This window comes from Dietzia sp. E1 (assembly GCF_014145015.1).
In the GTDB taxonomy this organism is placed as follows: domain Bacteria; phylum Actinomycetota; class Actinomycetes; order Mycobacteriales; family Mycobacteriaceae; genus Dietzia; species Dietzia cinnamea_A.
Map to the genome: position 1 here is coordinate 1 of NZ_JAALDU010000014.1, position 19,514 is coordinate 19,514.

Genomic DNA, 19,514 nt, shown 5'->3' on the forward strand with positions numbered 1-19,514 from the left:
AGCATCCCCGCTACGCACTCCGGATCCGGAAGAGCCCCTAAACCTCTCGTCTAGCACTGCGTGCGACAGCATCGTGCCGGACGCATACGTACTAGCGACCGCGCCAATCTCCCTGTAAGCGGACTCGTACCTCCCTGCTGCCGGACAACTGATCTCCCTGTCAGCGATATCAAGAACGATCCTGTTAATCAACCAGCTTAACCGGACCTGGCATCCTTGGCGCGACTGCAGGGGCGAGCGACGAGCCCCTCTGATTGACCTAGACGCACGGGGAAGGCCTCAGCTCAGTTCCCCTTGAGAGGAATTGCGGGCGATAGTTGCAGGAACCGCTCGTTCGTCTGAACTTGGCACCGGCAGTTCGCTGGACTGGATCATCGGGCCGTCGAGTACAGAGGCGAGCAACTTGGCTTGTTTCGGGTAGGTCGCGATTGTAGAGGTCAGAATACGAAGCAGGTCCAAAAGCTCATCGTTCCATTCATCTTCCCACTCGGTCGGCCTAACTTTGTCCAAGGGCTTTGCGCTTTTTTGTGCAGCCCTGCCGATGCCCTTGGCAGTGCGGGCGCCGAGCCATTTATCGACAATGTTCATTCCCGCGACCTCGAACTCACGCACCTCGGGCAGGACGCCCCCGACAATCCCGTCTCCGACGATTAGTTGCTTCGTAGTCGCGTCGTAGCGAATATCCCGGGTGCTGGCGGGGAGGGTGATCACCGGCTTCAACCAAACCAAGTCTTCGCGGCGAGTGAGGCGGTGGGCTGGCCGATCCGCGCTTGTGTACCGGGTGGCGTAGGTGTGAAGCCATAGGAGATGCTGTCCTAGTTCGACGGCGTCGCCGAACAGCTCCGCATCAGCAGTGAGCGGCACACGCACAGGTGATGAACCTAGTGGCTCAGCAAACATATCGGTATACCCGGAGTGTGCAATCAATGCATAGCAATAGGCGAGGAAGTCCTCTGGAGTAATCGGGCGGTCAAACCGATCCGAGAGAAGTTTTAGTACGCCTCGAGTAATATTTGGCTTCGCCGCTTCCGCGTCACGGTATAGCGGGAGTACGTCCTTTCCTCCGTGATTGTTGTAATAGTGAAGATCTGGCACTGCGGTTGACACTGTGGCTGCAGGCCCATTGCTGATCCGGGCGGTCCACGGGGAGACTAGAAAGACTTGCTTGTCGGAAAGGGACTGCCAAAGAGCAGGGCTGTCAGTCTTGGCCAAACGTGGGTCGTCAAAGGTCCATTGTTGATCAAAAGAGCGCCAGGCAAGACGAACAATTGGCTCCGGGTTTGCATCAGCTGGAAGCGTGGCCAGAGGTGGCAGCGTCCCCACCTTGGTGTGGATGTTCCGTCCAGTCTTGGATGTTACGAATTTCTCCGCTCGCGTCTCGGCGTCATCGGTTTCTAGTAGATTTCGCCAGCGTCGCCGTAGAGTCTTCGGTGACGGAGCCACGGGCCACATCCTGTTGTACTTGATCCCCGGTTGCTGCCATGGAAACAGGTCAGCTAGTAGCGGAAAAGTGGACCACTGTTCGTCGGTGTGGCCGGGGAGAAATGGTTCGCCGTTTGGTGTCTCTACCACTTCCCAGTCGTCTGCGGGATCGAGCCGGTGTATTTTGTCCAACTGTTTGAATTTCTCTGCCCGCGTCCCGTGGATACGTCGATAGCGCACAGTAGCTACTCGAGATGCCTTTCCAGTCCGAACCAAGGTCACTATTGCGACCGGGGTCTGAATGTCGAAGACGTTCTCTTCTTTTCGGGCTCCGCGTCCTTCGCCACCAAGATCGATTACCCAGATCTCGCTAGCAGTATCTACGGCCAGCTTGCGCAGACCAACGAACGCCGGCCCGACGAGCCAGGAAGACGCGGTGATAAACGAGATGATCGACTTTTCCTGCGGCTTGCTCTGGAAAACCTTCCAGATCGCCCACCGCCAGAAGTAAACGTAGAGGTTGTAGAGCGAGGCTTGGGCCGAAAAGACCACGCCGGCCTGTTTCGCTGGGTCGATCACGTCGTCGAACAGCGAGGGTTCCCCGTTTGGACCGCGGTCCATGAGCCACCCGCCTCCTGAGACCGCGTCAATCCGGTCGTACGGGGGATTGCCTATGGCGACCGTGATCTGCTGGTTCTTCTTAATCGATCGAGCCTTCTGCGCTTCCTCTGCAAGAACGAGGGCATCGCCGAAGAGACCGGTCGGCATTGGCGTGCGCGGGTCTTCTAAGGTGTCGGTGAGATAAACGCCCACCTCATTGACCTGGACCATGTGGCCCTCTGCTTCCGCAAGACGTTCCCCGATTCGAAGTTGTGCCACTGCGTAGGGGCCTGGCAGGAGCTCGAAGGCGAGAACGTTCTTAGTGAGGTTCTTGGCGACCTGCTTGGAACCAGCTGGACCACGTTCGGTGAAAGCGGTGTTCACGGCTTGGTCGATTACGGCTAGTGGGTAAGTTCCCGATCCTGTGGCCGGGTCAAGCGTCACCACTGAAGCGGAGCCAAAGCCTAATTTCTGGCCGAAGCGATTGCGCAGGAGGTCATCGGCGATCCGGACTTGGCACTGCACGACACTGGTGGGCGTGTAGTAGACGCCCGAGCGGTTTCGAGCCTCGGGGTCGTAGCTGGCCAGGAAGTCTTCGTAGAACCAGAGCCAGGGTTCACCTCGAGAGTCCTTGGAGTTCTTAATGGCGGGAGCGTCGATGCTTGCGACTAGCCTGACGATCGCTCCGAGTTCCGGTGCGATGTATTCCATGAGGTCCGGAAGGCCGAGGACTGGACCGAGCGCGGCGGCAAGTACATTTCGGTGCGAGGCGGTCAAGGCCTCCTTGGCTTCTTGGAGCGACACAGAACCGTCTTGGTTATAGTCGGCCTTCCCTGTGAGTCCGGCGATCGCCATCGCATAGGCGATAACTTGCGCAACGTCACTCGAGAACTGTTCCGACGACGTGGTCGCGTGCACGGTTGTGTCCCACGTTGTCTTTGCTCGCATCACGGCAGCGCGCTTCTCGGAGAGGCCATCGTCTAGTCGTTGCCGCAGTAGTCGCGCCAATGGGGCAAGGCGGGCGGCGAGCTGGCTTACTCGCTTAATCGGTGTAGCTTGCGCTTCTCTGAAGAAGTGGAACATTGCGACGAGGCTCGCTGATTCCCATAATTCGGGAGAATCAAACGGAAGCGAGCATTCAGCGATCACAGTTCCTTCTCGGTAGAGAACGGCATCTTCGCCGTTCGTGACGATCAAGGAATCTAGTTGAGCTAGTAGTTCCCACTGTTTGGCTTCACGTCCGCGCCACTTCTCACCATTAAGAGTATGGCCTGGGGCCTTAAGTTCAATCCATCCACATTGCTTGTTGTCAATAGTCGCTGCGAAATCTGGGCGGACCCCATCGAGCTGTGCTTCTCGCAATAGGACGAGCTCTCCGACTCCGGCCTCCTTGCAGACGCCCGTCAGAAAGTTGTCTATCGGGGTGGTCAGCTGTGCCTCGGGCTCAGCCGCGATGCCGCTGAGTTCGGCGAGTTGAACTCGCTGGGAATATGTCGTCGCCAAGTCCAGCAGGGCCGCAGGTTCCACGTTGTTCTCCAAGTTCCCCGAGCGGTGCTCGCATTGTTGTCAGCCCATCTCGTCCCTCGGAGTTCTACCACGCGACTCTGACATTCCCCGGTAGCCCTTAGCGTCCGAGCCCAGTGCACGCGGTCCATAGAGGAGGTTCAACAGGGGCCCTTTTGGGTACGCCTACGCAGGACGGCTGCGGAATCGCTCATCGTGCTATGCCACACGGTCGCGTTCTCCACATCCAAGAAGACGGCCCGTCGGGCCTAGGGCGTCTTGGTACGTGGACCGGTCAAATATCGTCAGCAACGCCGCTGGTCGGCTGACCGGGTTCCCTCCGTCCTCGCCCCGCCGCGGCCCCCTCACCCCCCACTCCTAGACTGTCCCCTCGGCGCACGAGTCGCCGCGACCGACAGTCCGCCCACCCGAGGAGCCCTACGTGGAGTACGCGCAGATCGAGGCGCTGCGCGAGCGGCATCCTGCCTGGCGGATGCTGCGCGCCACGAACGCGCCGCTGCTGCTCACGGTGTTGGGCCGGTTCTTCGTGGAGGAGGGACGCGGGGCGAGCCCGGAGAGCGAGCTCGTCGCGGCGCTGGATGACCAGCTCTACGCGATCAACACCCAGGACCCGGCCAACCCGCGATTCGTGCGCACGGCCGCGGAGTACCTTGCTGACTGGGCCGGCCCGGAGGCGGGCTTCCTGCGTCGCTTCTACCCGCTGGGCGCCGACGAGATCCACTACGACGCCACCCCGGCCCTGGAGAAGGCCTACGCCTGGGTGCAGGGTCTGGCCGAGCAGTCGTTCGTCGGCACCGAGTCGCGCCTCCAGACCGCGGTGGACTTGCTGCGCCAGATCGCGCAGGGCACCGAGTCGGATCCCGCCAAGCGACTGGATCAGCTCGAGCGCCGCAAGCAGGACATCGAGCGGGAGATCGACCTGCTCCGCCAGGACCCGCAGGCCGGCCTGCTGGACCGCACCGCGGTGCGTGAGCGCTACCAGCAGTTTGCCACCACCGCCCGCGAGCTGCTGGCCGACTTCCGCCAGGTCGAGGAGAACTTCCGCGCCCTGGACCGGTCGGCGCGCGAACGCATCGCTACGTGGCAGGGCAGCAAGGGCGAGCTGCTGGCCGAGCTCGTCCACGGCCGCAGCATGATCGACTCCTCCGACCAAGGCCGCAGCTTCCAGGCCTTCTACGACCTGCTGCTGTCCACCTCCGGCCAGGAGGAGCTGTCCATGCTGCTGGATCGCATGACCGGCATCGAGGAGGTCGGCGCCGACCGCCGCCTGCGCACCATCCACCACAGCTGGGCCGAGGCCGCCGAGCGCACCCAGCACACCGTCCGCAGCATCTCCGAGCAGCTGCGCCGCTTCACCGACGACCAGGTGTGGCTGGAGAACCGCCGCGTGCTGGACCTGGTGCGCCAGATCGAGACCACCGCCCTCCACCTGCGCGAGGGGGAGCTGCCGGGCTTCGGTCTGGAGCTGGAGGAGACCAGCATCGACGTCGCCCTGCCCACCGACCGCCCGCTGTTCACCGTCCGTCCGGCCTCGGAGGTCAACAGTGACCTGGAGCCGGTCGAGGCGGAGGAGGTGGACACGTCCGCGCTGGCCAACCAGGTCGTGGTGGATCCCGCGCGCCTGGCCACCCGCATCCGCGCGCTGATCCCGGTGCACGGCACCGCGCGGCTGGAGGACATCATCTCCCTGTACCCGCTCCAGCACGGCGCCGCGGAGATCGTCGGCTACCTGGCGCTGGACGAGGACGATCTCGAGGTGACCACCCACGAGCATGAGGAGACCGTGATCGAGTACCACGAGGCAGGCAGACACATGCGCGCGACGATGCCGCGGGTGGAGGTCACCCGCCGATGACCGCCTCCGGATCCAGCACCTCCGACCATGCCGTCGGGGACCGTGTCACCGCCGGCCGTGTCACCCCCGAGCGCGCCGTGGCGGTCAGCGCCATCCGCCTCATGCAGGGCGTCGTGTACCAGGAGTCCGACGCCTGGGACGACCTGGTGCGCCACCAGGGCGCCGTCCGTGACCACTTCGCCGTCGTGGGACTCGAGGTGGTGATCGACGACGACGAGGGCTACGCCTACCTGCGGACCGCTGACACCCCGGAGGGCGAGAACGCTCTTCCTCGTGTCATCCGGCGACGAACTCTCACGTACGCCGACAGTCTCCTGCTGGTCCTCCTTCGCAAGCGCCTGGCCGAGTTCGAGTCGGCAGGCGATCCCGGGCAGCTGGTGCTCACTCACGACGAGATCGTGGAGATGATCCAGCTCTTCCTGCACCGCAGCACCGACGAGGCCCGCGAGCAGCACCAGATCGACGCCTCCATCAACCGGCTCGTCGGCATGGGCTTCCTGCGCCAGCTCAAGGACCGCAAGGGCGAGTGGGAGGTGCGCCGCATCCTCAAGGCGTACGTGGACGCCGAGACACTCTCGGACTTCTCGGCCAAGCTCGCCGAGTACGCCGACGCGGGCACCGCGGACGAAACCTCCGCCGACGCGGGCGCCGCGGACGAGAGCACCGTCGACCACCCGAGCGAGGACATCTGATGACCAGCGGCCTGTTCTCCTCGGTGGAACTCGGCAGCGGCGAGCGCCCCGGCTTCCGCCTGGCCCGCCTCGAGGTCCTCAACTGGGGCACCTTCGATTCCCGGGTGTGGACCCTCGAGCCGTCAGGGGAGACCCTGCTGCTCACCGGCGACATCGGCAGTGGCAAGTCCACGCTGGTGGACGCGGTGAGCACGCTCATGCTGCCCTCGCACCGGATCGACTACAACAAGGCCGCCGGCGCCGCCCGCAAGGAGCGCACCCTGCGCTCGTACGTCGAGGGCCATCACAAGACGGAGCGCAACGAGGCCACCGGCAGCGTCCACCCGGTGGGCCTGCGCGACGGCCACTCCTACTCGGTGATCCTCGGTGTCTTCCGCAACGAGGGCTACGAGGAGGAGGTCACCCTCGCCCAGGTCTTCCAGCAGCAGGAGGCCACCGGCCAGCCGTGGCGGCGTTTCGTCACCGCCGACCGGGCGCTGTCCATCGACCCGGACTTCACCGGTTTCGGCTCCGACCTCGGCGCCCTCATCACCCGACTGCGCGACAGCGGGGCCGTGGTGGACAAGGACTTCCCGACCTACGGCCGCGCCATGCGCCGCCTGCTGGGCATCCGCTCCGAGCAGGCCATGGAACTGTTCCACCAGACCATCTCCATGAAGTCCGTCGGCGACCTCAACGAGTTCGTCCGTACCCACATGCTCGAACCCGTGGACGCCTCCGCCCGCATCGAGGGCATCCTGCGCCACTTCGAGGACCTCACCCGCGCCCACGACGCCGTCACCCGCGCCCGCACCCAGCTCGCCGCCCTCGAACCGCTGGTCGAGCAGATCCACACCTACGACACCGCCCTCGAGCGCCGCGAACGGCTGCGCGAGGAGCGCCTGGCCCTGCGCCCGTACTTCGCCGAGCTCCGCATGGCCCTGCGCCAGGCCGAGATCGACACCCTCACCGCCGAGGTCGCCACCGCCAACACCGAGGTCGTCCGTCTTCGGGAGAAGGCCAGGGAACTGGCCACCGAGCGCGAGGCCCTGGTCACCGCGCGCGCCGAATCCGGCGGCAACCGCATAGGCGATCTCGAGCGAGATGCCGCCGCCGCCCGGGAGCAGCTGGACGAGCGTCGTCGTCGTCGGGATCGGTTCACCGACGCGGTGACCCTCGCCGGCCTGGACCCCGTCACCGACGAGGCGGCCTTCACCCGCCTGCCCGAGGCGATCGCCGCACGTGAGGCCGAGCTGGACTCCCACGGCGTCGACCTGGCCACCCGCCACAACACGCTGGTCATGGAACACGGCGAGCGCAAACGGCAGCTGCGCGAGGTGCAGCAGGAGCTGACCGGCCTGACCGGGCGGACCAGCAACCTGCCCACCGAGCAGCTCCAGGTGCGCGCGCAGCTGTGCGCCGAACTCGGCCTGGACGCCGCCGAGCTGCCCTTCGCCGGCGAGCTGATGGACATCGCCGCCGAGCACGCACAGTGGCGCGGCGCCGCGGAACGCGTCCTGCGCGGATTCGCCCTGTCCCTGCTCGTGCCGCAGGAGCGCTACGCCGCCGTGGCCGAGTGGGTGGACTCCCGCCGGCTCACCTCGCGCCGCGCCGACGGCCGCGAGGTGGGCGTGCGGCTGGTCTACGAGCGGGTCCCCGAGAAGCACGTGCCGCTGCAGCGGCCCCAGACCGACGGGCTGCTGCTCGCGGACACGGTGGAGATCGCCGACTCGCCGCTGCGCGGGTATCTGGCCAAGGAGCTCTACGCCCGCGCCGACCACCTGTGCGCGCAGACCATGGAGCAGTTCCGCGGCGCCGACCGCGCCGTGACCGTGCAGGGGCAGATCCGCTCCCGCAACCGGCACGTCAAGGACGACCGCAGCTCCACCACCGACGCCCGGAACTGGGTGCTGGGCTGGCGCAACGAGGACAAGGTCGACGCCCTGCGCGCGCGGTGCGCCCGGCTCGAGGCCGAGGTCGCCGAGCTGGCCGCCCGCCTCGACGCCGCCACCGCCGAGCAGACCGCGGCCGGCCAGGCCCGCACCGCGCTGGTGCGGCTGGCCGAGTACCCGTCCTGGCGGGACCTGGACTGGGCCGAGGCCCAGCAGCGCGCCGACTCCGCCGAGGCCGAGCGGCAGCGCCTCGTTCGCGGCAGCGATGAGCTGTCCGAGATCGACCAGCGGATCGCCGACCTCGACGCCCGCGCCGCCACCGTGGCCGACGACGAGCGGGAGCTGTCCGACCACCGGAGCCGCTGGCAGAGCAGCATCGACCACGAGCAGCGCCAGATGCTCCGGGACCAGCGGGTGATCGACGAGCTGGACGAGGCCCTGCTCGAGTCGGCGCGCGAGGTGTACCCGCGGCTGCGCGAGCGGCTCGGCTACGGCGAGGACCCCGGCGCCGAGCTGGCCCAGACCGCCGACGAGGCCCACTCCGCTGAGGCGGCGCTGTCGGATGCGATCGACGCCGACGTCGAGCGCGCCCAGCGCGAACTCAACGGCCTCACCACGCGGATCCACCAGGCCATGGCCGAGATCCGTCGCACCTGGCCGGAGCAGACCAAGGAGATGGACGCGGCCGTGGCCGCCCGCGCCGAGTACGTGCGTTTCCACGCCCGGCTGGCCGACGACGACCTGCCGCGGTTCGTGGACGAGTTCGAGAGCCAGCTGCGCAAGAACACCATCCGCGAGCTCGCCGGCTTCCATAACTGGCTGCTCCGTCAGGCCGATGACATCGGTCAGAAGATCGAGAAGACCAACGAGGCGCTGGGAGCAATCGACTTCAACCCGGGGCGTTTCGTCCGCCTGGACTGCGAGAACACGGTCAACCAGGAGGTGCGCCAGTTCCGCGCCGACCTGCGCGGGGTCACCGACGACGCCTTTGACGGTGACGGTCAGTACTCCGAGGCCCGCTACGAGCAGGTCCGCGCGATCCTCGAGCGGCTCCGCGGCCGCGAGGGGCACAGCGAATCGGATCGCGCCTGGCGCGCGCGGGTGACCGACGTGCGCAACTGGTTCACCTTCTCCGCCTCCGAACGCGACCGCGAGACAGACCGCGAGTTCGAGCACTATCGCGACTCCGACGGCAAGTCGGGCGGGCAGAAGGAGAAGCTGGCCTACACGATCCTCGCCGCCTCGCTGGCCTACCAGTTCGGCCTCGAATGGGGAGCGGCCAAGGCGCGCGACTTCCGCTTTGCGGTGATCGACGAGGCCTTCGGCCGCGGCTCGGACGCCTCCACCCGCTACGCGCTGGAGCTGTTCGCCAAGCTCGGCATCCAGCTGCTCATCGTCACCCCGCTGCAGAAGGTGCACGTGATCGCGCCGTATGTGCGGACTATCGGCTACGTGGACAACGTGGAGGGCCGCTACTCGCGGCTAGTGCAGATGACGACCGAGCAGTACCAGCGCCAGAACGGGCTCGGGCAGTAGGGGAGACGGCTGGGTCCCAGGGAAGTCTCGGGTGGGTGGTGCCGGCACCTCACCGGCACCACCCGACGGGAGTAAGCGTCTGCCATTGGCTCGCAAGCACTTATACGAGAGCGTCAGCCGAGATCAGCTGACTGATGGTTCCGAACGGTCGTTGCAGTGCCTCGCGAACGTCTGAGAACTCGGCGTGGCTACCCGGATACGTCCGCATTGCCGCCGAGTAGGCCTCCTTCTGCAGAGAGTTCCATCCGTCGGAATCGCGTCGCCACAGAGGATGTCCGAGGATGGAGATCCTGCCCTCAAACCCATTGTGTAGTGCTTTCAACCCTGCCAGATCGACGACTTCATAGGCTCCTTGCCCGGCAGCCGCAATGTTCGCGGCAGCTGAGGCGCTGTGCGCTAACCACCGTTGGAGTTCGAGTTCCTTACCAACAGCGAGATCGAACATGTCAAGCGCGAGTCGCCAGTCCAGGCTGCCGTGCAGCAAACGGTTATTGTAAGAACGTAGACAGTCAGGACACGAGCTGTCGCAGTCTGAATGAGCCGACGACGTCCAGCTGTACTCGAGATCATTCCGAGCGGTGTGGAGGAGGTTACTCAGCCGTTGAGGCTGAGCGATCTCTGTGGCGTATCCCGCACCGTTCTCAAGACGGTCGGCCAGGAATATCCTGAAGGAGGAGGTTCCGTTGATCGTGGCCGGCTGAAGACCGGCAATGATCTCATCGGGATCGATATCCAGCTCGATCTGGCACGCTCGCCGAATTGCTTCACCAAAGGACAAGAAGGCCGATTGTGCCGACGGCATCCGCCGGCCATCCGCCGGAAGCTGACGCCCGACGGTCTTCGGCGTGGTGAATGAGATCGTGACGATATCAGTAGTCCTGATAGCGCCGATCGCAGCGTGAGCGATTCGTTCGCCGATGAGGTTCGACTCGTCGACGTCGTCGTACAGGTCGGTATTCGCGACCACGACGGACTTGTCCATGCGACGACGCAGATCGAACAGCCGGCCCGAGTTGTCGTTGAGAGTCACGAGCTTCGCCTGGGAGTAGGCGTCGACGCCAACGGCTCCGGAAGAGAACGAAACTGTTGGGTTTTTAGCTACACCGACCGCAGGAGGGGCTACCGACTCCGAGATGTCGAAGTCATCATCGAAGTCCGTGGCGGACGCGTAGTCCGTGCGCCATCCCAGAGGCTCATACATAGTGACGGTTGTCGTAGTCTCACCACAGACCGCGCAACTGGCGAACTCCTGATCGAGATTGGTGGCACCGCACTCCTCGCAGCGAGTAACGAGCCGTGGCCGCCCGAGTGGATCCGCGGGCGCTACTTTGCCTGCCGCCATGCTGTAGGCAGCAAATCCGATGACGGTCCTCACCTCGCCGTCCCGAACGATCTTGGAGCCCGGGGTAAAGGTGCTGATCGCCATATCGAGAGGCCGATCAGTTAGGACAGCGTCCTGGAGGTCTACCATCTTCCGCGCAGGCCTTCGGTACACCGGCCGTACCCGGGTGGGGAATCCGAACATAGGGAGCAGGCCTACGCTGGCGAGTTCCCTACTCAGCTCAGTCTGCGGATCCGAGACGTCGGCAACGGCCGCCGCGATCTCATCGGCGAGATCGTGGCGGACCCATTGCTCCATGCTGCTGCGCCCTTGTGCAGTGATTCCGGTGTGGGAGGTGAGCCTGTCGACCACGGCGTCGACAGAAGGCGACTCCTCCAGCCACTTACGGATACGCGGCAGGTTGCCTGCTAGCTGCTCGACAGTGCCGAATGTGCCATGGAGGCTCTCCGTGGTCCACTTCGGAGGGTTCGGGAGAGAACCGAAGGCTAATCGGAGAACTTCTGATGCGACAACGCGCCTCGAGATCCGATCCCGGTTGGTGTCCAGGAATGGCTGCGGAGGTACGTCACCCGTGATGCGTTCCGGATGATTGAAGTAGTAATCGTCATGGCTGCGTCCTTTGCATACGGTTAGGGCGTACGAGAACGGTTGGCCGGCGCGCCCCGCCCGGCCGACGCGTTGCTGGTAGTTGAAGCGTTGAGGGGGCATGTTGGCCATCAGCGTCGACTTGAGTGAGCCGATATCCACGCCGACCTCCATGGTCGTGGTGGCGACCAGGACATCAAGCTCGTGGGTGATCGGGGACTCTCGTGGACTCGGCAGGAGAACGCCCTTGAAATGCCGCTGGCGCCGACGCTGCTCCTCCAACGGGCGGGTCTGGCCGGTCAGTTCAGCAACGGCGAGGCGGCGTGGTGGAAGCGTTGACAACCACGCGTAGTAATCGATGTCCGAAGCGGATAGAACCGACTCGATGAGCTCTGAAGAATTACATCGCCGGTTCGCACATATCCCTGCCGATGGGTGCAGGTGTTGGAAACCGCACCGAGCACACGTCCACTTGAGCTGGTGTTGGGGGACGAACTCAAACGGAGGTTCTGCGAGATTCACTGCGAGAAGCCACCCCGGGGCGAAACCTGCCTCGGCTTCGGCGGTGAGCCACTGGAGGAGGTCTTCGGGTTCGATCGAATGGCGGAGAGCAACCTGTTTGACGTAGCCGTTCACAACTTGCGGAACACCTTGCTGGGGCTCGCGGCTGCTGAAGGGGATGCGTTTGGCACCTCCCAGAATCCTCACCACCGAACGGAGAACCTCGCGCGAGGTCTCGGGGGATAGGGGCGAGGACGACAGTCGACTACCGCTGACCTCGACGAATCCGATTCCAGATGCTTCGATGTCGCGGCCGGTGCGGTCGAAAACCGCCGCAGCCATCTGCTTGCCGAGCTCCTGACTGAATCGTTGAACTGCCGTCGCCTGCAGCGTCGGTTCCAGCGGCTCCCACGCTCCGCTGACCGGCGGCTCGAATGCTCGGAACCACGAGGCTCCGTTTGCCGTTTTCGCCATGGAGGGGCCCGTGCCTCCGGGCGGGACCCCCATGTCCACCAGCCTTCGCATGACGAGTTCGCGAAGCCGTGCCCAGGTGGTCTCGGTGCTCTCCTCGCTGGCGAATGCAGCCAGCTTTTCGGCCTCATCGTCCGTCAGGTCGGTAAACCGTTGCTTCTGTACCAGATTCCAGATCTCGGGTTGCGCCGCGGACAGCGATCGGAAGGCGATTACTTCTTCAGCGGAAAGAGAGTTCATGTCATCGGCACCCCGCTTGAGGATGTCCAATTGGTCGGGTTCACCCTCGTCGAGCACCTGTGCGATGACCTGTCGGACGGTGTCACGGTAGTGGTTCCGGCTGACTCCTGCTGCGGTTCGGGCGGCATCGTCACGGCTATCAGTGAAGACAATCGTCCGCGATTCACTGGACGAGTCGCCCATCTCGCGGACGAGTTGCGAGAGGTACACCTGGGTCGATCATGAGTTGCCCGTGGAGTGATTGCGGATCGGCGATCGAACAGCGCCAGCCCAGAATCGATCGGACGACATGTTGTGACCCTTTTGGCCGCAATGCGGGCACATCTCCGGGAGGGCTGGGTGGACCGCCTTGTTTCCAGAATCGTGTGCAAAGGTCCAGCCGGTAGCAGCCTCCACCGCTGGCCCCATCAAACCGACGGAAGGTTGCAGCTCCACAGGAATGAAGTGGAACTTCGAACCCCCGACTGATCCCTTGGGGCCTTTCCTATCCCATGACTTGGCAACAGGTCTGGTCCCCGGCCAGTACCAGCGATACGTATCGGATGTGCGATGGGATACGCGGGTCGACTCTTCAAAAGGGTAGCGGGGGGGCGACGCCCCCAGCATCACTGAATCTTCGATGTGGCTCGCCACCCATCCGCCGAGGCTCACGTCTCCGCATTCCCAGCAGTAAAGGAGTTCCATAACCCGGGATCCGCAGTCGGGGCAACTGGTGGCGGGAACATCGAGGAGTCGTCCGATTCGGCGGTCGCCTTCCAGTTCAGCCACACCGGAACACTCGGGATCGACGCAGGCCCACAAACCCTTGGAGAGCCGGGCGAACATGTGGATTCGTAAAGGAACCGTTGTCGGGTTCGAGCTGGATGCGATCGTTTGGAGCAATTGATTGAGTTCAGGGTTACCGCCGAGCCGCTGCGCTATTCGGGATCTTGGGGTGGCTCTGACGCGTCCATCCTCGTCGACGCACGCGTTCGCAATTCTCGTGGCGGGGTCAGTGGAGTTCGTGTCGAGTTCGGCCGGTCGTCCGGCGGTTACGTGGAACGAGTCACCGGCAACACCGAAGAATCTCTCGAGATAAGTCCTGCCACCCTCTCCGGCGTCGAGTGACGCGGATGTGCCAATGCACCGGAGTTGCGGACTGTCCGGCGCTAAACCCAGTCGGTGCAGGAAATTTCGAAGAATCATCGCGACTTCACTTCCTTGCGTGCCGCGATAAAGGTGTAGCTCATCGACGACGAGCGTGAAGACTCGGGTCGGATCACTTTCCAGCCACTGCCGTGTCTGCTCGAAGATGGGCTGTTCGAACTCACGCATCAGCATCACGTTGAGCATCGAATAGTTGGTGACCATTATGTCCGGCGGGGACGCGATCATGTCCCAACGGGTCATCATCTCGTTCTGTCGGGGATCCGCGAATTGCTCAAGATCGGAAGCAGGAAGGCCCGCGCCAACCAGGTCATCCATCTCGGATGCCGTAGCGCGGAGAGACGCCGCGACTTCGCGAAGCAATCGAGGGTTCTTGTCGGGCATCCTGGTTCCGCCGGGCGTGACGCCTGTGTATCGCCCGAACCAGATCGGAGCACCGGGAAAAGACGCGGCAAGAGCTCTGGTGGAGCGCCTCAGGCGCACGATCTGGTCCTCGACCAGAGCATTTGTCGGATACAGCACGATGGAGCGCATTGCTGCAGGACGAGTCTCTTCGGCCCTGAGAGATAACCAACTGCTGCCCGGTCGCTGGGTCCACCAATGATGCGCCGGCGGTTGGGGCGACCAACGATCGGCTTCCATGGCGATGCGGAGCAGCAGTGGAAGTAAGAAGCTCTCCGTCTTTCCGGAGCCTGTTCCCGAGGTGACTATGACATTACGGCCCGGGTCAACGCCCGGTCTGAACGAGTGCTGGATCGCCTCCGCCTGGTGGGCGCGAAGCGAGATGGGGGAGTCATTCTCGACGAAACCGCCGAAAAGTGCTCTACCAACGGCGTCGGCAACGCGGTCCTCGATGCCGACACTCCGCGCTACCTTGAGCAGTTCGTTGGTAGACGGGTAGGGAAGTACCGGTTCGATGAGCGGTTCGGTGAAGAGCTTGCCGGGCCGCTCGAGGAGTGCGCGGCGCTCTTTCCTCAGGTCTGCGTCGCGGAGCCAGTAGGTGGTCTCGTAGTACCGCAGGTACGCGTCTTTGAGACCGTCATAAGTGTCCAAGGGGTCTTGTGCGTGCATCGCAGATCGTCCTTCTACCTAGGTCGAGAGACGGTGGCTGAGCACGCCGGCAACCGTCGCGGGAACACCGCAGTATGAGAGCAAGGACCGAGCAGTGAGTGCTTCGGGCAGTGAACCCGAACAAAGCACGGCGACTCGACCGAAAAGCCCCGGGAGATCGCAGCCAAGTGGGACGCTCACCGTCGAGCTGGCGCGATCGTAGCTGAGGAGCGGACGACCACCCGCTCGAGCCGCGAGGTGCTTGGTCAGTTGGACAGAGCCACGGGCGGCGGTCCTGTCGCCTATGTCAGCCTCCGTTCTGTACACATCGATGGTCGTGAAACGCGACAACAGGCGGTAGGCGCCGGGTGCTTCTGCATCCTTTACCGATTGCCACCGAGAGCGTTCGATGTCGAACCATTTGATGCTCTTCGTTTCGGGTAGCGGAATCCGCGGTAAAGCTGCCTCCACTTCGGAAAGACTCGGCAGCAGCTTCGCCATGTAGAGCGCGGCATCTGGCGCCACAAAGACCTCTCCAGAGGCGACGTCCGGCAGCTCGTCAAGGTCATGGGCAGACAGTCCGGAGACGATCCGAGTCGTCAGGCCCTTTTTCGATTCCACTGCAACGGTGCCGCCGGCAGCGTTCACCGCTGCCTCTAAGGAACGCAGCTCGACAGCGCTCCAACCTCCACACACGAGGTGCCTTCCGTCGGGTAGCTCTGCCAGGGTCTTCAGCCCGACTTCCCATCTCACCACTTCGAACCGTTCATCTCGCTCAACCTCGATGTGCGCCAACGCTTCGAGCCCGCGGGTGAAGTTGTCGACGAAGAGCGCGGTCCCCTCGACCTGGGAGGCCATGGATCGAAGAGCTGATACTGATCCGCCGCCGGCATGGACTAGCCCGTCAAGGGCGACGTCCCATGAAATTTCGGGGAGCGAGACCGCCGTCGCCTGGGGCATTGCGGCCTTCTCGACACCCTGAACATCGATGCCCGAGAACAGAGTTTCGGCCCGTCGAGGAGGGAGGCCGGGGTAGCGGCGGATGAGCCCGCACCCCTCGCAGCGGCCGATGATGAATTGATTTCTCAACTCTCGCCTCGTCTGCTGGCGGGCGGGGGTGGGTGGCATGACGAAGCGGTGTCGACCGGTGAAGACACAAGAACTGTCGTCGAGCGGCGGGATCGCCAGCTTCGCCCCTGACTCTTTATCTGAACGCGCCTTCGACCACCACGGGGTTCCCTGGGGGGAAACGAAATCAGCCTCGTTACTGACCGGGGTGGCCCATGCGCCATCGACGGCCCAGTCGACCTCAACCTCGGAATGGTCTCGGGCTGTCAGGGCATCCAACGGGTGCGCCAGATCGTGAGAAAGGCGGGGGGCTCGTTGCCACGCGGCGTGGTCCGGCGTCGCACCAGAGCGCAGGCGAAGCTGCATACTCTGTACTTCGGTATCGCCACTCTTGAGAAGAACCTCGTAGTCGCCTTCGCGAAGATCTAAGGCGCTCAGGTCGACTAAGAGAACCCCGTTGTCTGATACCCACGCAGCCTCGACAGGTCGATCATCGAGCGTCCACTTGGAGGTCAGAGCGACGGAGATATGGTCGATATCAGCGAGCGCACGGATCTCGGGCGGGACAGCAGTGGACCAGCGTGTGACGCGGCCGGGAAAACGGAATCCACCGTCGATGGTGAGCTTGGTGCGAATTAGAGGGACCAGTGGGGTCAGGTCAGAGTGACCCGGCGTGGCCGGTGCCGATAACAGCTGGACGTTGCGGAATAGGACCCAACCTTCTGGGACCCCTCGTAGCTTGTGATCGATGGCCTTCCAACCCGGCCGCGCATGATTCTCCAGCAGGTCGGACACTTTATTTGGCAGCGACCGGTCGTTCCGCACAAGGAGGAGGTAGTCCTCACCCAATGAAACTTGGTCCGTTTCCACGAAGTATCCGAGGAGCTGGTCGCGTCTCAAGGTGACGATCCGCCTCGGCAGGCGGATACTCGGACTCTTCGCTCCCGGGACACGGAGCGTCATGAGTCCGACGAGCGATGAACTCAGGTCGACAGGGACTGGTTGCCGTGGGCGGATGCGATTGCCCATGAGCTGTATCGCTTCCATCTCCACCTGACCCTTGGTGCTCTCGATAAGGATCGTGTCCGCACTCTCCACGCCGGGGAAAGTAGCGACGACGGTGGATTCGAGCCTGGGGGAGGGGAAGGAATTGACGTTCACACATAGCGATGTGCGTCCCACCGCCGCTCCGCCGACCGCGTTGCTGGCTCCCGAGCCGTCCCACTGGGAGAGTTCTGTAGCCACGACGTCCGCAAGGCGCGAGTGGCTGTTTTTGTTGGCCCACATCGACCGGAGTCGACTGGTCGCAGACGAATGCGGATGGTCTACCCACGTCTGCAGTAGGGGTCTGAGGTCACCTGCAGGGAGGTCGGTTCCGGGGGGAAGGCCGAATTCGTTGAAGAACGACCGAAGGGCGCTCCTATCGGCTTCGCGGATAATGGCTTGGGAGATGGGCAGCCCCACGAAGCGGTGCCCCAGTGCGTAGGCGGTGGGGAGACCGATCGCCCCGTCATAGGAGTTGAGCCAGCCGTTGAGCGCCGTCCAGATCTCCTCCGAGTGGGCCATGAACGACTTCTGGAGCCTGTCCTTGTCGGGTCGCTTCTCGGCGCCGAGGAGAGTGAACAGGTGTGGGTAATAGGCATTGGCCGCAATGTTCTTATCGCCCCCCATGCGCTCGGCCGCCGCACTGAACAGCGTGAGTAGTGCGATGAACGGAGGAGGAGTCGGGGTGTCCGCAGCCGTCTTACGGCGTCTCGCACGCCACCACCGCTCGGTCAGATTGGCGTGTTCGCGAAGGGGATCCGGCTCGGCCAGGCGCAACGTAGCGCGGACGGCGGCGGCGAGTTCCGAGACAGGCTCAGCGGTGCTGATGCCCAACTTCTTGGCGACAAGGGCCATTCGCGTGTCGTCCGGGTAAAGGTAGACCGGTGAGCCAGCGAACTGATCGTTGAAGTACTCGTGGGTCAGCGCTTCGTTCCATGCGCGGTACGAGTCCCAATTGGTTAAACGTGGGAGCACGCGGTTCCTTGTTGGGTGTCGTGGTTGTTGCACGTAATAACATCACAGGGGTCTGACACCAGTCGGTTGGTCCGTCAAATTCGCTGCGCGATTTCCCCAGTCAGCGGATGGAATGTCCTTGGTGGTCAGGTGGTGGGGCGGTTCGCTGCACCCGAGCAGGTTCGGACCATCGCTGTTCAGGCGCTGCCGACCACCTCGTGGACCTCTCTTGGCCGGCGGACCGCCGCGCGTCGGTGCCGTGACTAGAACCTGTCCGCCTGTGGTGATGGTGTACTTGCTGAATGACAGAGATAGCGGGCGACGAGGCAGTGAGTAGTCAGGATGTGCGGTCCGGGCACAAGGTGATTACCACCTTGGGCAAGGACCTGATGTACCAGCTGTCCACGGCGGGTCAGGAGCTGTTCCACAGCAATATGCTCTTCTGGCTGGCTACCAACGCTCCGGACGCGTCCGCGCCGATCTGGGAGATGTTCGGCCTGGAGACGCCCACCGCCGCCTTCCGCGAGTACCAGAAGGTAGATCTCTATGTGACAAGCGCAGAGGGCCACTTGTTCTTGGAGAACAAGGTCATGGCGCTTCCTGACGCGGAACAACTGGCGCGATACGCCGAGAAACTGGAGAAACAGGGTTTCGGCGACAACGCCCGGTGGATACTTCTCACGCTTATTCCGCCGGTATTCGACACTTCCCGAGTCGGTTCAGGGCGTTGGAGGTGCGTCTCCTACGCCGATCTGCTGCCTGCACTCCGACAAACCGTCGATGCGCTGGAAGGCAGCGATCGAGCTCTAGCGGCTCGGTACGCAGAAATGGCGGCCCACCTGGTCGAACTCGCCGGCGAGTACGACCCCCAGCGCGATCTGGATTCGCCCTTCTGGCTGGAGGCAACGCTCCAGGAGTCGCTAGAGGCGGCGAGGCTGGCGAGCGTGGTGAAGAAGCTCCAGATGGCGCGCTGTGCGGAGCTCATTCGGGAGCGGCTCAACGCGGCGGGGGAGAGGCCGGACGGTGCCCGTGTAGACGCGGGGATGTCGGCTCGCAGCAAGGGCGGGATCGTCCAGCACTTCATCGAGTACAAATCCGGGCGGGTTACCCGGAAGATCGGATGGCAGCTCGAGGGGCGGCAACTGCGACTCGTCGGCATCTTGGGAGACAAGGAATGGCGGAGGATCGATCCGGACAAACGAGGCCAGATCCTCGAGGAGGAGAACGAAGGTTACTTCTCCTTCAAGGAAGAATTCGAGCAGTTCAGTGACCTGCTTGAGCCTTACCCCGGTAAGCGGGAGTGGCTCCAGTACGGCGAGCAGTTCCGGTACCGGTATTCGACCGTGAAGGAGCAGACCACATGGTCGCGGCTCATCGATCTGCTGACCCATGCCTCCGAGAGGGCCTATCGGCAGACGGCTCACGCAGGACGGTAGCTACCGAACCGCCGAACAGCCCCGTGTTGCGCAGGCCCGGCCCTCGAACGAGGACCGGGCCTGAGCGCCTTCGGCGGGCCACCTCGCCAGACGCCTCGACGACTCACACAACTGGTGCCGACGGGCCGGCGCGCGCCGTCTTCGTCGTCGTCGTCATCTCTCCCTCCGTGGCGCCGC

8 protein-coding genes are annotated in these 19,514 nt (G+C 63.7%); 4 read left to right on the forward strand and 4 right to left on the reverse strand.

Annotated elements, in window-relative coordinates; all coding sequences use genetic code 11:
• Nucleotides 1–279 precede the first annotated feature (279 nt).
• The gene (locus tag G6030_RS16790) at nucleotides 280–3,549 is read right to left on the reverse strand and encodes a type ISP restriction/modification enzyme (protein WP_347238541.1); all 3,270 of its coding nucleotides are present in this window, start codon (nucleotides 3,547–3,549) and stop codon (nucleotides 280–282) included.
• Nucleotides 3,550–3,967: 418 nt separating this feature from the next.
• Here G6030_RS16790 and G6030_RS00680 point away from each other — a divergent pair, with 418 nt between their 5' ends.
• From G6030_RS00680 to G6030_RS00690, 3 genes are read left to right on the forward strand one after another with little or no spacing between them, the layout of a single operon-like run.
• Nucleotides 3,968–5,401, forward strand: coding sequence for a DUF3375 family protein (locus tag G6030_RS00680; protein WP_182641875.1), 1,434 nt, complete (start codon nucleotides 3,968–3,970; stop codon nucleotides 5,399–5,401).
• Nucleotides 5,398–6,093, forward strand: a complete 696-nt coding sequence (locus tag G6030_RS00685) for a DUF4194 domain-containing protein (RefSeq protein WP_182641876.1) — start codon at nucleotides 5,398–5,400, stop codon at nucleotides 6,091–6,093. The genes G6030_RS00680 and G6030_RS00685 overlap by 4 nt, the downstream gene beginning before the upstream one ends.
• A complete protein-coding gene (locus G6030_RS00690) occupies nucleotides 6,093–9,500 on the forward strand; it encodes an SbcC/MukB-like Walker B domain-containing protein (protein ID WP_182641877.1) in 3,408 nt (1,135 codons plus the stop codon). The genes G6030_RS00685 and G6030_RS00690 overlap by 1 nt, the downstream gene beginning before the upstream one ends.
• A 100-nt stretch (nucleotides 9,501–9,600) precedes the next feature.
• On the opposite strand, the gene G6030_RS16310 is transcribed toward G6030_RS00690, so the two are convergent.
• From G6030_RS16310 to G6030_RS00705, 3 genes are read right to left on the reverse strand one after another with little or no spacing between them, the layout of a single operon-like run.
• Nucleotides 9,601–12,849 (reverse strand): helicase-related protein, encoded by a 3,249-nt coding sequence (locus G6030_RS16310; protein WP_182641878.1) that lies wholly within the window; start codon nucleotides 12,847–12,849, stop codon nucleotides 9,601–9,603.
• 9 nt (nucleotides 12,850–12,858) lie between these two features.
• Nucleotides 12,859–14,856, reverse strand: a complete 1,998-nt coding sequence (locus tag G6030_RS00700) for a DEAD/DEAH box helicase (protein ID WP_182641879.1) — start codon at nucleotides 14,854–14,856, stop codon at nucleotides 12,859–12,861.
• An 18-nt stretch (nucleotides 14,857–14,874) separates the two neighbouring features.
• Entirely contained in the window at nucleotides 14,875–17,922 is a 3,048-nt protein-coding gene (locus G6030_RS00705; protein WP_182641880.1) for a hypothetical protein, read from the reverse strand.
• Nucleotides 17,923–18,203: 281 nt separating this feature from the next.
• Here G6030_RS00705 and G6030_RS00710 point away from each other — a divergent pair, with 281 nt between their 5' ends.
• Nucleotides 18,204–19,337 carry a PD-(D/E)XK nuclease family protein gene (locus G6030_RS00710; RefSeq protein ID WP_182641881.1) on the forward strand — a complete coding sequence of 378 codons (1,134 nt, stop codon included), beginning with the start codon at nucleotides 18,204–18,206 and terminating at the stop codon, nucleotides 19,335–19,337.
• Nucleotides 19,338–19,514: the final 177 nt, after the last annotated feature.